Genomic DNA, 15,384 nt, shown 5'->3' on the forward strand with positions numbered 1-15,384 from the left:
ACTTTCGGGATGTCGATCAGGTCGGCCGAGACGAGCCGGGCGGTGAACTGGCCCCAGACGGCGGCGAAGTCTGCGCTGGAAACCGGCAGGATTTTCGACAGCGCGGGCGCATTCTGGTCCGCCAGCCCGAAGTCGGGCAGCGACGCGACTCGTATGGGGCCCCGGTTGTGGACCGTGTAGGGAAGGAGCAGGATCGGCAAGCCCGAGCGGGCGTGCCGGATCTCGCAGATGTTGAACGTCGCCTGGTTCGGGGCGGCGATCGCTTTGCAGAAGGCTGAGACGAATTCCGGGGACTGGAACGGCGTGGCGAGCGGGCCTCCCGGGAAGCTGTCCCACAGGGACCTGTAAAGACAGGCGGACGTGTTCTCGTGGAGAGTGACGCGGTAGCCACCGCGCTCTTCGCCTGGATCGAATGTCTGGCCCAATTGGATCATGGGTCAAAGCCTTTGCATCATGTTGGTAATCTCTGGGGGAGATCCTGCGTACTTATCAACTGTAAAATGCCATCGATCTGGATAAGGTTTTCTTAAATCGTTATTTCAACCGTGCCGATTAAATCCCAAGAAGTTGCGTAGCTTGGCAGCGCGATCGTCATCTGTGCGGATTCTTAGTGCCGGGTTTCTTGGGTGCCTAAAAATAGGAATGCTAATTTTATTAGATATCAGGTTTTTACCTGTAAGGCTCTTGTAAGCAATGCGAATTGCGAGGAGCGGGCAAGCATGAAGAAATTTCTCCAGAATCGTTCGGGCAACTTTTCTCTCGTTGCAGCCGTTGCAGCGGTCCCTCTCGTTTTCGCGGTCGGGCTGGGCGTCGAGTACAGCGACATCTCGGCTGAAAAGGCCAAATTGCAGAGCGCGCTCGACTCCGCCTCACTGGCCGTGGCGCGCGAGGGCATCAAGCTCTCCAACGACATGGCCTACAAGATCGCGGACGAATATGTCCGGTCGAATTTCACCGGAGACATCAAGAGCGTCGCGGTCAACCGGACCGGCTACTCGGTGGCGGTTTCGGCGACCACGGAAAAGAAGCTGGCCTTCGGCACGATCATGGGCAACGAGACCTGGAAGATCGTCGGCCAGTCGGTTGCCGAGTATGCCCCGGCGCAATACGAGCTTTCGCTCGTGCTCGACACGACCGGCTCCATGGAGGGCGCCAAGCTCGCCGCCATGAAGGCCGCGGTCAACACGCTGATCGATGCGCTGTCGGTCCAGGTGACCAACAAGAGCGCGCTCAAGGTCGGCGTGGTGCCCTATGCCACCTTTGTCAACGTCGGGCCGCAGTACGGGCCCCAGTTCGACAAGAACGGCAAGGTCGTCAACGGAACGGGTGCCGACTGGCTCGATACCAAGGGCAAGCTCGACTATCCGCAGGTGGACCTCCCGTCCGGGTTGAGCCGTTTCGAACTCTATGAGGCGCTTGGCTTCAAATGGCCCGGTTGCGTGGAGACGCGGCTGGACACCAAGAGCAACGACTATGCGCTGACCGACGCCGAAGCCATTTCGAGCGACAAGGATTCGCTGTTCGTCCCGACGTTCGCCATCGACGAGCCGGACGATACCTGGCCTAACGGGTTCCCGAAGTATCCCAACAACTACATCAAGTCGCCGGTGACGTTGCTGGACTCGGTCACGACGAGGATGGCGCGTTACGGCGTTGTCAAGGTGGGCGGCCAATGGGTCAAGGATCCGCTGCTCGCGGTGAACCTAGATACCTCGCCGTCGATCTTCTACTCCAACGAGTCCGATCCGAAGGGGCCGGGATACGGTTGCGAGACCGAGCCGCTGCTGCCGCTGACAAGCGATCTCAACAAGGTGAAGAGCAAGGTCAGCGTGCTGAAGGCAAACGGCTCGACCAACATCACCGAGGGCGTCCTGTGGGGCTGGCGGACCCTGTCCGACCGGGAGCCGTTCAGCGAGGGGTCTGCCTCCAACCACGGGTCCCGCAAGATCATGATCGTCCTGACGGACGGCACCAACTCCTACGGCGTGCTGAACAACGACCTCAAGTCCGGTTACACCAGCACCGGCTACCTGGACGACAACCGGCTCGGCCCCAAGGTGTCGGGAACGGTCGACGCCACCACGCTGGCAATGAACGCGCAGACGCTGACAGCCTGCACGAATGCGAAGAATGACGGCGTCGAGATCTTCACGATCCGGCTGGAAGAGCCGAACATGGCGACCGGGACGCTGCTGCAGAGCTGCGCCAGCGGCAACGACCATTTCTTCGACAGCCCGAACCACGACCAGCTGGAATCGATCTTCAAGGAGATCAAGGACAAGCTGGTGACCGTTCGCCTGGCGTCATAGGAGATATGAACAATGGCGAAAGGTTGGTTCTTCGTCCTGAAGAACGGTTTGGGCACGCAACCCTATCGCGTGGCTATTAAAGACGCATTGGAAGCACGCCTGGCTGTATTTAAAAAATGTCGCGACGCAGAAATCGTTTATGCAGAACGGATGGAAGAAACCGGGATTGAGGCCGACACGATTCAAATAGGACACTTCCTGAACCGGCATCTATCCCATGCTCGTATCTGCTATCGGCAAGAGCCAGCGAACGATTGCTGAGAAATCTGTAATTGCCCGCGGAGAGAGGCAGGGAATAGGGCTCCGTAGAACCGTATTTCCAACGTCGCGCTATATATTTACGCGACCCTAGAGGTGAGATTGGATCGCCCAGCTATCTGCGGCCAAGGTCACTCTAACAGAGACAAAAAAATGCCCGCCACAGCGTGGGGGTCTGGCTCTGTGGCGGGCTGGTGCAATCTCAAGACAAGAGTGCTGCGACTTGCGCTTCCAAAAAGCTACAATGCCTCGCTTCGCAGGGTCAATGACCAAATTCGGCTGTTATACAGCATCTGATCCTTGAACAGTGTCAGGGCGCCTTGTCGGCAACACCATTTTTCTAGCACCCAGGTTCTGGCAACGAATTATTTATAAATCTTGTCGAAACTAGTCTTACACGCGGTCAACGAGGGGGCCGCAATAGCCGGTCTGATGTTGCACATCCTGATGGGGGATATCAGACCGGCTCTTTTTTGTTTCCAACTGTGCCGCCTCGTGGGCCATGTTGACTAACGGAATTCCAAAATCCGGTGGGTTCTAATCCCATGATACATTTCAGGATGCATTCTTTGGGCGCCGCGGTCTGACAAACCGGGAATAGGCCATTATCCAACTGCTTCTTCCGTCAGAGCGCGAACGATGGGCGCAGCCCCGCTAAGAAAACCGTTGTTTTATCAGGGGCATGCTGCATGTGCTTTGGGTCGGTTGCCCTTGGCGTAAGATTCATTAAGGACGGTTATCGCTGGCAACAGAAACCTATGGGTGTGGGCCATCTACGCCTTTTCGCATTCATCTTGTAGTATGTCAGCGCGATGAAGAATCACCGCTGCCGCGCGAGCCGAATCTGCTCATCGAACCAGGCATTGATCTATTGCGAGCTTGTGTACCCTGAACTCCCTCTCGAAATTCGGATAGTGACGTAATCTGCGATCTGACGTCTCTCGGTCTCCAAGAACGAGGAGAATAGGCAACCCCGAGCCGCAGGAAGCATGATGCGGGCATCCGGCGGCGGGATCGAGGACTCTCGTTTTGTGCTAATCCAACACGCCCTCGAGCGTGTAGGACGATTTGGTTCTGGTCCAGTTGATGAGCTGGGAGAGGGCGTCGACCTGGTCGTCATGAGTGCCATTGGGAAAGGCTAAAAGCTCGCTTCGAAACTCGTCGAGCCATGGGGCTGTTATAGGAACCAGGACGCTTCCGGCTTCTATCCGAGCCGAGCTCGCGGACATGCGAACGACTTTGTCGCCTTCCGGCTGGATCGCGATTGTTGAGACGGACTCCATGCGCAGGTCCTGGATGAGGCTTGTGCCTGATCCCTTGTCCTCGATCAGGATCGTGTCGGCGTTCCAGCGCTTCTTTTCGGCAAGGATACGTCGTTTCAGGGCCGGGTATTCGAGGCGCTCACGAACAATGTCGATAATGTAGATGTGGTCTTTGTGCACTATAGCGGTGATGCCGACGGAATAATCGTTGAGCTCTGTCGCCTTGGAAGCCGTGTCCCAGCTCTGCACGATCCTTGCATCGTACGGCCGCGGTTCCGGCAAGCTGGTCCAGGGCTGGAACCAGCTCCATTGGACCATGTTCCCGCCGGCAGGAACCGGTCGTTGCAGATATTGCGCCGAGAAAGCAGCCGAGCCCATGGCGGCACGCAATTCGTCCAGCACACCTTGCGGCTCACGTTCAGGATGCAGCAGATCACCCTTGCGGCGGCGATGGACGCGATCGTCGCCGATCGGAACATCGATATCTTCGGCTGCGATTGCTGCGAGATCCAGATGCGTCCAGTCCCCCTTCTTCAGGACATGGCCGGCCAGGTCGTCGACATGGAGGCGCTGCATGACAATGATGATTGCATCGTTGCGCTTGTCGTCGAGACGCGACAGCAGGGTCTCATCGAACCAGGTGTTGACGCCATTCCGTTTCGTTTCCGATTGGGCTTCAGAGGCCTTGATCGGATCATCGATGATAACAATCGACCCGCCACGCCCGGTCAAGGCGCCGCCTATCGTCGCGTTCAGACGGAATCCACCTTGCACGGTCCGAACCTCGTCTTCGTTATCCTTGCGCGGATCGATGCGGACGTGCGGAAACAGTTCCTGATACCAGCCACTGTTGAGAAGCCGACGGAAGCTGTTGGTATTGGTCGTCGTCAGGCTACGCCCATAGGAGGCAGTGATGATGCGCCGGTTCGGCTGATGGCCAAGAAGCCAGGCAGGAAAGGCGATCGAAGAGGCCAAGGATTTGAGGCTTCGCGGCGGCATCGTGATGATCAGTCGCTTGCAGCGCCCCTCAGCAACCAGGCTCAGATAATAGGCGAGCGCATCGATATGCCAGTTGTGAAGATACTGGCCACTGCCGTTGATTTCGTAGAAGGATCGCTGGATGAAGGCACTCAGGTCTTGCCGCAGGATCGCTTGGAGAACGCGCTCTTCCGATATCTCGAAATCGGGAAAATCCATGGACGACCCCATGCCCGGTTTCATTTCGGATCCCCCGAAGTGGCGTTTCGATTGTCGATTTTGAAGCGTTGCAGGATCGCCCGATCTTCCTCCGACAGCGCCTTCATCGTTTGAGCGTTGAGCGCATCTGCAACCTCGTTAATCAGGCCAGCATCGCGCGCAAGACGCAGCACCGCTTCAGCAGCTTTCGCATCCCCTTTCAGTGCCCTGGCCATCATGGACTGAACCAGAGCTTCCTGCTTGGTGATTTTCTTGCTGCCACGCGGCGTTCTGATGTGGACTTTCTCGTTCAGGACACGGCTGACAACCGAGCGCAGACCCTTGGTCCCCTTCTTCTTACCCTTTGGATTGCCGGATTGGCCTGGCTTGAAGCGGCTATGGGCTGGCGGCTTGCCATAGCCAACTTCGTAGGAGATCGGCTTGTCCTGGTCTGGTTGGTTTCCCTGGGTCATCGGACGTTCTCCTCTGCCTGTTTGGCATCAATTGCAGACACCGGGTAGCGGGCGCGCCGCGCCTTGACCTCTCCGAATGTCTCGCCGGTCTGAACAAGGGTGGCGTCATCCCTGGCAAACAACTGCCAGCGCTGGATCTAGGTGTCGCAGTAAAGGGGATCCAGCTCGATGGCCCGGGCCCGCCGCCCGGTTTTGTGTGCTGCAATCAGCACCGTTCCTGACCCGCAAAACGGATCGAGAACGATGCCGCCGCGCATCGAACAGTCTTTCATGGCGTCGGCGACCATGGCGACCGGCTTGACGGTCGGATGAAGGGCGAGGGCTTCGCGGGCATCTTTGGTTGGCGAGGTGATGCCACGGTAGTTCCAGACATTCGTCCGGTAGCGGCCGTTCTGGCCAAGCTCGAAGGCATTGATGTGTGGCGCCGTTCCGTTCTTGAACGCAAAGACCAGTTCGTGACGGGACCGATAGAAGCTCCCCATGCCAGCATTGTCCTTCGCCCAGACAATCAGGTTTTTCAGTTCCGAATAGACCTGACGACCAGCCAGGCTGATCTCGTCGATATGGCGCCAGTCCATGCAGATGAAGTGGATCGATCCGTCCACGCTCCAGCTCGCCATGCGGTCACAGGCGGTTGTCAGGAAGGCCACAAAGGCATCCCGCTCCATCTCGCCCGACCCCATGACGAATTCACGGTGTCCGATCCGGTCGGAACTGCTGACATTGCCGCGGATGCGCACGTTGTAGGGCGGATCGGTAAAAACCATCTGGGCACGTTCGGGTCCGCGATCACCGCTCGCCATCAAGGCTGCATAGACGTCCTCGTCCCGCGCATCGCCGCAAACCAGGCGATGCTCACCAAGCTGCCAGATGTCTCCGGGCCGCGTGATGGCTGCGGTGTTGGGAATATCCGGAAGCACATCGTCGCTGTCATCCTGCGGCGTCGGACCGGTCTCACCGGTTTCTATGACGATGTCGATCTCGGCGACGGAGAAGCCGGTCAGCCCAATATCGATTTCCTCGGGCTCTTCCAGGAGGAAGCTCAGTTCACCGGCCAAAAGATCCTCGTCCCAACCGGCGTTCTGGGCGATCTTGTTGTCCGCCAGGATATAGGCGCGCTTTTCCGCTTCACTCATTGATGCCAGACGAAGACAGGGAACCTGCGCAAGACCCAGTTCCCGTGCCGCTTCGACCCGGCCGTGCCCGGCCAGGATCAGGTTGTTGTCATCAATCAGGACCGGGTTGGTAAAGCCGAACCGCGCAATGCTGTTGGCAATCTGCCAGATCTGCTTGCGTGAATGGGTCCGCGCATTGCGCGGATAGGGCTGCAGGTCATCCAGCGCCATCATGGCAATGCGGTCGCCATAGGACTGGATAGACGCATCGACCCGAACATCACGCTTTGGAGCCCGCCTGGTCATAGCTGGTCCTCCTGATCGTTCGGCATCTTTTTGTGTTCGCTATCCTCATTCTCAGAAGCGACGATGCTCATTTCATGCAGCATCATAGCTGCCGCATAGAGCCGTTGAGATATGGTCAAATCTGCCACCGTTGGAGCATCGAACTCCGAAAGCTGATCCGCTCTGGTGCGGAACAGTTTCGGTTCATAGCGCTCAATTGCGGCTTCAACCGTGGAGGTTTTTTCGAAGTCAATCGGAAGCATCTTGTCTTTGCCATCCGCCTCCAGGGCGCGCAGGCGTCGTTTGGCTCGTTCATGGCTGGCGATCATCATGCGCACGCCAGGCAAGGCGGCTTCCTTCAGCACACCGGCCGCCGCAATGAAATGGCTAACGAGGTCTAGCAATGTGTCTGGCGGTTCCAGGTCTTTGCGATGCTGTGCATCTCGAAGGAATTGCTTTTCCTCCTTTCGCCATCGAAGCTGTGCGCGCCGAATATCCTTTTCCTCCTCGTAACCCTTGGATTTGAGGAACGGTGTCAGTTTTGCGCTCGGGACATCGAGTTTCTGGTCCGCGAATTTGGTTAGGACAGCATGATCCTGTTCGGCATAGGGCGCGGTTCCCTTGGGCCGTCCGCGCGGCCGTTTTTCGGCCTTTTGTCGCTTTGGCTGGTTCATCGTGGATTACTCCTGTGAACGTCTACAGAGGCAACTTGCGAAAACTCAAAGCGATTCCGTGGATTCCTACAAGGAAAATAAAATCCCAAAACCGAAATTAAATAAATTCTGTTAACTCGAGCGCCTAAATCCCGACGGTGAAACCAGTTCGCTGCAAAGGCGGAAACCGTTCCCTGCAAACGGAAAAAATTCCCTGCTCCGATGTGCAGGGAATTTATGTGCTAACCCATTGGAAAGAGGCGGTAATTGACCGGGCCAAATGGCTCATTTGGCGATAAAACGCGAAAATTCCCTGCAAATTCCCGGTTAGCAGGGAATTTCAGTCCAGAGACACGTTCGCTTGAGCCTGTGCACACCACCACCCAGTCTTCCGTTTTCGCGCTCTTTCGGTCGGTCTCGGAATTGTGCCGTCTTTTCCGCGGGTTGGTGGGTGGTGTCGGCAAACACCTGGCGGAGAGATGACGACGAAGTCGGTTTCCGGCGGTACTTCTCCCGAAGTCTCTGTCGGGCCTGTTTCGTGCCCAAGTGTTTGCGGGCGCGATCGACGATTCGATCAGAACGGTTCGGGACGTGTGAGGGAAGAGGATTTTTCTCAGCCGAACCGGGTGAGCAACTCGTCCTGGGCTGACCAGGAAAGCGGCAGGTCGGGTAGACGGGACAGGCGCTGGGCGGTGAGGCCGGCTGGATGCTTGCCAGAGACGATCTGCGCGGTGATGCCTGGCGACAGAAAGGCGAGGGGAAGTATGCGGCTGATCTCTGATGGTGTCGTGCCATGGGCCCTGGCGATGTCAGCCATGGATCGGCTGGCGCCATCGGTGAGTGCGGAGAGGTATGCCTGGGCGCGAAGGATCAGATTGATCAGTGCCGGATCGGGTTCGGAATTGGACGCCGAGCCATCGGTCAGCACCAGGCGGGTTTCGACACCGCGACGGCGCAGCGTAAATGGACGCTGAAGTGTGATGGGGGCGTGATCCGGCGCGGGTTCAACACCGGCCGACGTCTACTTCGGACGCGGCCAGACCATCCTGCAGGCAAGAGAAAGGATCAAACGCGACACCATCAATCAACGGCGCTTGCTGCATCGCAAGGCGGCCGCCTAGAATGAAAACCCTGATGGGCCAGAGCCTCCACTAGATCAGGCCGCCGAACTGCTCAAAACCTCTGAAGACGGGAACGGTCGTTTATCTCACTTTGCATATCGGTGGGTCGGCTCTTCGGCCTCTGAAACGGTTGTCCAGATGGACCATCGGCCGGTCACGCAACAACAACTAACTGGACCACTAGAGTGGGGCAATCAGCCTCAGTCAACTTGGCGTCATCCGGTCATAAGCGCTCGAAAAGGCCGCGGCGGGTGGTAGGACACTGTCTGGAAATCCGAGCATAACCCGAACCGCCAAACCAAAGGCGATCCACACGAACCCAGGTAGTATCGCCTCGCAGGGGCGTCACCAACTGGCGGCATCGACGCCGAACCACGTCTTGGTCAAAGCGTTCAGACTGCCATCTTGCGACATTTCGAAGATCTGATCTTCGAAACCAAAGCGCAGGTCGACATTGTCGACACGCAGCGCCATTGCTACGCCCGGCTTGATCTTTATTTCGGCTCGATTGCCGATGATGGCCAACTCACCGCCCGACGCTTCAACGACCGGAGCAAGTGCCTCCCTTTCACCAAAAAGCGAAAGGACCTGCCGGCTGCGCACCGCAGCGAGTGCGTCTTCCATTTTCTGGTATTCCGTAAAGGTCGCTCCCGATGTTCCAGCATAGGCCGTGACCGCGGGGTCCGGCAAATACGCCACCTTTGCCCCTTCAACCTGCCATTGCGTACCAGGCAATCCAATGTGAAGGAAGGGATCGAGCATCAGATAGGGCAGTGTCCGGTCTACACCGTCGCCAACATCGTCGCCCATCGATACTCCAGCCATCACGGCATCGACGTCTCCTGCAGCAAGCGCGGACCACAACTGATCCGGAGGCAGGACCTTCCACTCACAAGTAAAGCCGGCACGCTTGCATAGCTCGTTACCCAACGCCTTTTCGAAGCCCTGAAGGGATGCTGGATCGACAGTGAAATTCCCTGCGTCGTAAACTTGCACCGTCCCGATGGCCACGATATCCGCCGTGGCGGGAGATGCCGTGAAGGAAAGGGCAGCCGCCAAACAAGCTAAATATTTCATTGCATCCTCCTTTTTCATCGCAGCGCGCAAGCTCATTACCGCCGAACAAACCCGACCATGTAATGCAGCGTTACAGGCGATCATGCGTCAATGATCGAGATCAAGCCGCGATTCAGCTTCCCGGGAATCAAAGCATGGAAGCATCTTCCAGGAGGGTGGCCTGTTTTTGGGCCGTGGTAGGCTGAGATTTTTCATTTCTTGCTCCTACCCTTGGCGTTAGACTGCGGGGTTGTGGCGTTTCCGTCTCTCATGCCGGTGGCAGGTTGGGGATATCATCAAGACGATGGGGCGCGATCGGAATGTTGAACCTGATCGACGTTCCTCGTCTGGCAAATGGGGCGGGCGCCGCCCTTCCGTTCCAGTCGAAACCAAGGGTCTCCCGAAACAACCTGATCAATTGAGTTCGCGATCAAATCTTTTCTCCCCCATGATGAGTTTGCGGAGGAAGGCGCACGCATTCTGCTGGTTCGAGATGTGCTGCCACACCCGCCTTGCAAAATCGGCGGGTGCGAGAACCAGCAGCAAGTCATGAATATCCTTGTCCGGGACCTTGACGGTCAAATCCAGCCCCAATTCGATCCGCGCGCGATCGGCCTTCGATAACGATCGAATCTGCATCGCGTAGGCAAAATACTCGCTGGTAACGTGACAGCTCGGGTATGGGCATGGTGTTGAGGCAAACGCAGCGTGTGACAGTTCGTGCGTGACGACGCTGTCAAAATAGATGCCGGGTTCGAGCGCGGCGAAAAAATCCGTCTTTTCCATCAGGCCGACCATTGCTGATGGTGGCAGAACCTCGATGCGGTTCTCGCCGCAGTGATACACGCCGACGCAATTTTCCTTGATGCCGGAAACAACGCTGATTTCAATCTCCGGCGGCTGAAGGATGCGACAGTCCGCCATGGTTTCGAATGCATGGGCCGCGGCGCGACAGACCCGCTCTTTCAGTCCGGGCTCGTTTGCCATGACCCGTATGCCGGTGGTGCATACCCCCTCCGGGTTCGCACGGGCAACATGATCCGGTAGGAAACCCAATGCGAGTGACACCGCGAAGTTGAGCAAGCTCATGGATTTCGGCAATGGCTTTCCCCCAAGCGTTTTTCCTCGTTCTTGACGGGTAGTCTCAAGTTACAAGTCTGCTTTGTCCAATTGCGGGCTGAACCGGCCCTTGTCGCGACCGCGGTCGGCGCCATTTTTCCGCTCGATGGACGAGGGATGCAGCGGACTTTGCACGATCGATGACGCGTGCAGACGCGGGCTGAACGCCTTTTCCGGGCCTGGGAGGGGGACTTGTCTTGTCCTTGCTGCTGCACAGGGCCGGATACGGACCGTATCAGTCACTTGTGAAGGGTTCCTGCCAAGCAGTCTCCCCGATCTGCGCTTCGGCCAACCGACCGGGTACCTTTCGGTGCCAATCCGGCTTAATCACTGCCCAGGCTTGCTCACAGTGGTCAGTTTGAGCTTTCCCATCGTCGCCCCGGTTCTGACGAAACGATCCTGAAAGGTGATCGCGATCGTGAAATCCCGGGCGCCCTGCGTTCTCAGGGCGGCTTCCAATGATTGGACCAGAGCATCTTTCATCTGCTCCCCGTTCGCTCCGCGACGCGCCACGATCTGTATGGCCAGGCAACTTCCATCAACGCGATACTGATATTCCGCCACATCCGCATCACCGATCATGCAGTCGAAGATCAGCATCGGAGATATCGATACCCGGCCACCGCCTGCGGCCGGAAGACTGATGATATCCTCGGTTCGCCCGCCGATTTCGGAGAAGAGAGGGAATGGTCTGCCGCAATCGCAGGCGCCCGGTCTCTCGGTCACCAGATCGGTGATCTCGTATCGAATGACCGGTTGCACGAAACGGTGCAGGTTGGTCAGCAGGATCTTGTGCCCGGGCGTGCCCGGCGGAACGGGGCGGCCGTCCTCGTCAATGATTTCGACCAAGGACATGTCGGCAAAATGATGCAGGCCCATGTGCGCGTCGCAGTCGGCCGCAATCATGACCTGTTCGGCGGCGCCGTAGTGGTTGAACGGTGTGATGCCCCATGCCTGCTGTGCCCGGGCGACACGATCCGGGCCGAGCATCTCGCTGAAGCTGGCAACCATTTCTGGCCTGATGTCCAGGCGCCCTTCGAGCTGCTCGATGGCCAGCAGGCCGATCAATGACGCGTAGCCCATGAAAAGCTTGGGCTGGAACTCGTTCAGTTCGTTCACGAGTTCATCAAGCGGTTTCGTGGCGTCAAGCATCAGCAGGTTGGGCATCCCCAGTTCCATGCTCTGTCCAAGGCGCGAGGTCGCGTGCGTCGCCTTGTCAGCCTTCACCGATGCCAGCTTCTTCGTGCTGAGGCCGATCGGCGAAACCCCGAACATCTCGGCCCAACGCAGCGCGCCGGCAATCACCACCTGCCATTCGGGCCGATCGTAGACGAAGATTCCGCGAAGTCCGCTGGATCCGCTGGTCGCGACAATCCTGTATTCTCCCAGGTAGTACTGGTCTTCCGGATCGTTGATGATCTGCTGCTCGATGTCGGCCAGTTTGAGCCTGGGATCAGTGACCCACTCATCGAAATTTTCCATCATCATGCGCTTGTTCGTTATCGGCAGATCCTGAAGGGAAAATTCGCCATCGAGATTTGTGCCTTCACAGTGCCGTGCATAGCCTTTCGAATGCTGCAGCGCATGGCGGGCTACCTTTCTGAGCTGCTGTTGCTGATATGCCTCGAGTTCTTCTCGCGTCCCGTGTTCGATTCCTCGAAAATGCAGGTGCAGCCGCAAGGCGCCGGCCAGGTCACGAAGCTGTTTCAAGCGATGATGTGTCACCTTGACTGTCCCCAGTTGCGCCGGTGTCGTGTTCCCTGATCAGGATGCATGAAGGTTGAACTCCTTCCGGAGGGTCCCAGACGGACCTTCCGGAAACGATGAAGCCAGCCCTCCCTGCCAGCTGCTCCTTGTTTGAAAGCCTAACAGCGACAGACCCGGACACGTTGATGATCGTCAATCGCGGTCAGCGAAAACAAGGTTAGGATCAAGCGTCATCCAGGGGGTGGCAACCTGGTCATCCGGAATTTGTCGGTGGAAGCCGCGGCGCGCGGTTCCCGCATTTGCACCATGGCCGCCACCACATTCACGAGGAGATCGCAAGATGATCCTGCACGGTCCTTTTTCACGTCTTCCCGTTCACGCCATCCGGTTTGTGCTCCTGGCGCTGCTCGCTTCCTGCCTGTCTCCCGGTGTCGCGCTATCGCAGACCTACGAATATGTTCGAAGCGAGTTCAACCAGTCGGTACTCGCCAGTGTCAGCTACGGTGGTTTCGATTGGGCCTACAACACGCATATCGCCGACTTCAACGGCTCCCTCGACATCGGCGGTTTCGCCAAGGCCGACGGCGTCGTCTCGTACCAGGCGGGAGAAGGGGAGTATTTTTCCATCCTGAGCTGGTCGCGGCCGTATTTTGACACGAACACGCGCGAAATCCGGATGTATGGCAGCGTCGTGCACATGCGCAAACCCAACGCGGTTCGCATTTCCATGGTGGGCGATCCGAGCGGGGAGGCGACGGCCTATGCCGGACGGATTGCAACCTTCGTGCAGCCGGCCAGCTGGACCCCGCTGGCCGTGGGCGGGACCTTTGTCCTGACTGTCGGTGGGGGCGACGGTTCCTCGTTGAGCGAGCCGTTTTTCGCGCGATACTATTTCCGCCGGCTGGATTGAGAAGAGCCGGGAAGGTGGCTGTACCAGCGCACTCGTTTCCGTAGCGCGTTCAAAGCCGCGGCATCTTGTGTCCTTCATCGGTCCCATTATGGAGGTGGATTGAACAACAGCCGGGAAACCAATTGCTTTGGAGAAGAATAGCGCGCGCGGAGGGAAGCAATCATCTGCCCCTATATTCGCAGTCTCTAGCGATCGTGAGCGGATGACCGGTTGCGGCACAAACCGTACGGGCGGAAATACGCCCTCATGTCGGTTATTTGCGATTACACTTTTGTTTCCTAGAAAGCAGTCCCTGCCCGCGGGTTGTGCAGGGCAGGCATGAAATATGCGCATGGTCACATTGCTGCCGCGCAGCTTTGCGCCTGCCTTTCGGTCATTCTCGATTTTCGACCGGCTACCGATAGCGGGAACAGAACTGTCAAGGCTATCAAATCCGCAAAGCGGACAAGGGAGGCCTGCACTTGTGACGCCATATTTGATATTTGGGCGGACTGCGCTCGGGATCATCTCAGACATCGTATGACCTTGCCCTCTATGGCGGATCGCCAAGCTCGATGCCCACCAGCATCATGGCTGGCGGGCAGTGCCTCTGTGCACAGGCTTTTCAATGCGCGAGCAGAAACACGCGTTGTGTCCCAACATCGGCCCTTTACCGATCAGCGGGGTAAACCTGCGTCGCGGCGAGTTTGTACGACCATTCCAGGCCAGCGTTTCGCCATCCGTTGACAACGCGTTCGCCTTTCCTTGGCCCATCCTTCGCCGTGTCTCCCTCGTAGCCGTCCACAAGCGAATAGACCTGCGTGAAGCCAAGGTCGGCAAGCAGGTTTGCCGCCCGCGCGCTGCGGGACCCTGAACGGCACATCAGGATGATCGGGGTATCAGCCGAAACACCATGCGCCGCAGCATAAGATTTGAAGTCATTCGGAAATTCAGGGTTCATTTCCAGGTCGTACGTCCCTCTTTCCGCATTGAACGACGCCATCATGGGCATCACCATGTAGGGGATGTGGACATCAGCCCGTTTCGGCAGTCCGAGGAATGCGACTTCGGCACGGCTTCGGATATCAACGAAAAGGGTATGCTTGTTTTGCAGTAATTTGGCGGCTTCGGCTGCGGTAACGTAGAGACCAAGCTTTGTGGCCTTACCCTTCGGTATGTCTTGGGCCTGCACCGAGAATACAGACCCCAAGAAAACGGCAGACGACAGAAGTGAAAGATACAGTCTGGGCATGAGAAATCCCTCCTTCGTAAGGATTATTTTCTATTCCCGTTGAATTTTTCACGGCTTGCTAGAACAAAATACCAAACTTGGTCGATGCAGAATGTGATGCTGCGCACACTGGTCTAGTTGAGCTTCCTTTCCTGCGGCGCAGCCGTCATTCGTCGCAGAGCAGCAGTTTTACCTACGACAGCACGTCTTCCGGAAATGATCCGCATTCATAGTCATCCCAGTTCCAGGATGGCTGGTCATTCAGCTTGTCGCCCACATCGTCGGCACGTCTGTAGGCCTCCCGGTCGTTTCGATGCTGCTCCTCTACGGTGGAGCTTTCCGATGCGGAGCTTAATTCATCACCAAAAGCTGACCATGCCGGGACAGAGGTCATGACGAGGGACACAAGGATAGCTTTCATGCCTCACTCCACGGTTGTCCTCTTTAATTCATCGGTTGCAGGACATCCCGTTGACCGAAAATGCATCAGTCGAAAAATCTGGAAAGATCGTTTACGAGACGACGTTTGCAGACACGTATGTTTTACTGCAAGACGCGAGGCGCGCCCCTACCACGTGGTAGGCAAGCGGCATGAAGTTGAAAAGATGCGGTGAGCTGCCCCCCGAATTTCGGACGCTGACGTAGGCTATGAATTGCTGTCTGCTGATCTTCGACGAGAAGGAGATCAGAGATGTCGAAACGGAAGCAGCATTCGCCGGAATTCAAGGCG

14 protein-coding genes are annotated in these 15,384 nt (G+C 57.4%); 3 read left to right on the forward strand and 11 right to left on the reverse strand.

Annotated elements, in window-relative coordinates; genetic code table 11:
• The coding region (locus tag CSC94_RS23315; RefSeq protein ID WP_133123053.1) for a GNAT family N-acetyltransferase at window positions 1–434 on the reverse strand (434 nt) is incomplete at its 3' end.
• 285 nt (window positions 435–719) lie between these two features.
• On the opposite strand from CSC94_RS23315, the gene CSC94_RS23320 reads away from it, so the two are divergent.
• Window positions 720–2,309, forward strand: a complete 1,590-nt coding sequence (locus CSC94_RS23320) for a pilus assembly protein TadG-related protein (protein ID WP_099308777.1) — start codon at window positions 720–722, stop codon at window positions 2,307–2,309.
• A gap of 12 nt (window positions 2,310–2,321) precedes the next feature.
• Window positions 2,322–2,570 carry a hypothetical protein gene (locus CSC94_RS24375; RefSeq protein ID WP_133123055.1) on the forward strand — a complete coding sequence of 83 codons (249 nt, stop codon included), beginning with the start codon at window positions 2,322–2,324 and terminating at the stop codon, window positions 2,568–2,570.
• Between the two features lie 1,031 nt (window positions 2,571–3,601).
• Here the strand turns inward: CSC94_RS24375 and terL are convergent.
• The 8 genes from terL to CSC94_RS23365 form a co-directional block, all read right to left on the reverse strand.
• Complete coding sequence (gene terL / locus CSC94_RS23325) at window positions 3,602–5,026, reverse strand: phage terminase large subunit (protein WP_099308788.1); 1,425 nt, start codon at window positions 5,024–5,026, stop codon at window positions 3,602–3,604.
• Window positions 5,027–5,046: 20 nt separating this feature from the next.
• Entirely contained in the window at window positions 5,047–5,478 is a 432-nt protein-coding gene (locus tag CSC94_RS23330; protein WP_099308778.1) for a DUF5681 domain-containing protein, read from the reverse strand.
• Window positions 5,479–5,615: 137 nt separating this feature from the next.
• Complete coding sequence (locus CSC94_RS23335) at window positions 5,616–6,899, reverse strand: site-specific DNA-methyltransferase (RefSeq protein WP_099308779.1); 1,284 nt, start codon at window positions 6,897–6,899, stop codon at window positions 5,616–5,618.
• Window positions 6,896–7,552 carry a hypothetical protein gene (locus CSC94_RS23340; RefSeq protein ID WP_099308780.1) on the reverse strand — a complete coding sequence of 219 codons (657 nt, stop codon included), beginning with the start codon at window positions 7,550–7,552 and terminating at the stop codon, window positions 6,896–6,898. Before CSC94_RS23340 ends, CSC94_RS23335 begins: the two co-directional genes overlap by 4 nt.
• A gap of 592 nt (window positions 7,553–8,144) precedes the next feature.
• On the reverse strand, window positions 8,145–8,459 hold the full coding sequence (locus CSC94_RS23345; protein WP_099308781.1) for a hypothetical protein: 315 nt from the start codon (window positions 8,457–8,459) through the stop codon (window positions 8,145–8,147).
• A 538-nt stretch (window positions 8,460–8,997) separates the two neighbouring features.
• A complete protein-coding gene (locus tag CSC94_RS23355) occupies window positions 8,998–9,729 on the reverse strand; it encodes a transporter substrate-binding domain-containing protein (protein WP_165784572.1) in 732 nt (243 codons plus the stop codon).
• Between the two features lie 393 nt (window positions 9,730–10,122).
• Window positions 10,123–10,797, reverse strand: a complete 675-nt coding sequence (locus CSC94_RS23360) for a hypothetical protein (protein ID WP_099308783.1) — start codon at window positions 10,795–10,797, stop codon at window positions 10,123–10,125.
• A 357-nt stretch (window positions 10,798–11,154) separates the two neighbouring features.
• On the reverse strand, window positions 11,155–12,552 hold the full coding sequence (locus tag CSC94_RS23365; protein WP_133123058.1) for a phenylacetate--CoA ligase family protein: 1,398 nt from the start codon (window positions 12,550–12,552) through the stop codon (window positions 11,155–11,157).
• A 322-nt stretch (window positions 12,553–12,874) separates the two neighbouring features.
• Here CSC94_RS23365 and CSC94_RS23375 point away from each other — a divergent pair, with 322 nt between their 5' ends.
• Window positions 12,875–13,444 carry a hypothetical protein gene (locus tag CSC94_RS23375; protein ID WP_099308786.1) on the forward strand — a complete coding sequence of 190 codons (570 nt, stop codon included), beginning with the start codon at window positions 12,875–12,877 and terminating at the stop codon, window positions 13,442–13,444.
• A gap of 649 nt (window positions 13,445–14,093) precedes the next feature.
• Here CSC94_RS23375 and CSC94_RS23380 read toward each other — a convergent pair.
• Complete coding sequence (locus CSC94_RS23380; RefSeq protein WP_099308787.1) at window positions 14,094–14,675, reverse strand: rhodanese-like domain-containing protein; 582 nt, start codon at window positions 14,673–14,675, stop codon at window positions 14,094–14,096.
• 172 nt (window positions 14,676–14,847) lie between these two features.
• The gene (locus CSC94_RS24380; RefSeq protein WP_133123060.1) at window positions 14,848–15,075 is read right to left on the reverse strand and encodes a hypothetical protein; all 228 of its coding nucleotides are present in this window, start codon (window positions 15,073–15,075) and stop codon (window positions 14,848–14,850) included.
• Window positions 15,076–15,384: the final 309 nt, after the last annotated feature.

The sequence above is a fragment of the Zhengella mangrovi genome, assembly GCF_002727065.1.
In the GTDB taxonomy this organism is placed as follows: domain Bacteria; phylum Pseudomonadota; class Alphaproteobacteria; order Rhizobiales; family Rhizobiaceae; genus Zhengella; species Zhengella mangrovi.

Bases quoted from the DNA above. Each gene is read 5' to 3' on its own strand.
- CSC94_RS23340 (WP_099308780.1), bottom strand. From the start codon at position 7,552: ATGAACCAGCCAAAGCGACAAAAGGCCGAAAAACGGCCGCGCGGACGG.
- CSC94_RS23380 (WP_099308787.1), bottom strand. From the start codon at position 14,675: ATGCCCAGACTGTATCTTTCACTTCTGTCGTCTGCCGTTTTCTTGGGG.
- CSC94_RS24375 (WP_133123055.1), top strand. From the start codon at position 2,322: ATGGCGAAAGGTTGGTTCTTCGTCCTGAAGAACGGTTTGGGCACGCAA.
- CSC94_RS23330 (WP_099308778.1), bottom strand. From the start codon at position 5,478: ATGACCCAGGGAAACCAACCAGACCAGGACAAGCCGATCTCCTACGAA.
- CSC94_RS23360 (WP_099308783.1), bottom strand. From the start codon at position 10,797: ATGAGCTTGCTCAACTTCGCGGTGTCACTCGCATTGGGTTTCCTACCG.
- CSC94_RS23355 (WP_165784572.1), bottom strand. From the start codon at position 9,729: ATGAAATATTTAGCTTGTTTGGCGGCTGCCCTTTCCTTCACGGCATCT.
- terL (WP_099308788.1), bottom strand. From the start codon at position 5,026: ATGGATTTTCCCGATTTCGAGATATCGGAAGAGCGCGTTCTCCAAGCG.
- CSC94_RS23320 (WP_099308777.1), top strand. From the start codon at position 720: ATGAAGAAATTTCTCCAGAATCGTTCGGGCAACTTTTCTCTCGTTGCA.
- CSC94_RS23335 (WP_099308779.1), bottom strand. From the start codon at position 6,899: ATGACCAGGCGGGCTCCAAAGCGTGATGTTCGGGTCGATGCGTCTATC.
- CSC94_RS23375 (WP_099308786.1), top strand. From the start codon at position 12,875: ATGATCCTGCACGGTCCTTTTTCACGTCTTCCCGTTCACGCCATCCGG.
- CSC94_RS24380 (WP_133123060.1), bottom strand. From the start codon at position 15,075: ATGAAAGCTATCCTTGTGTCCCTCGTCATGACCTCTGTCCCGGCATGG.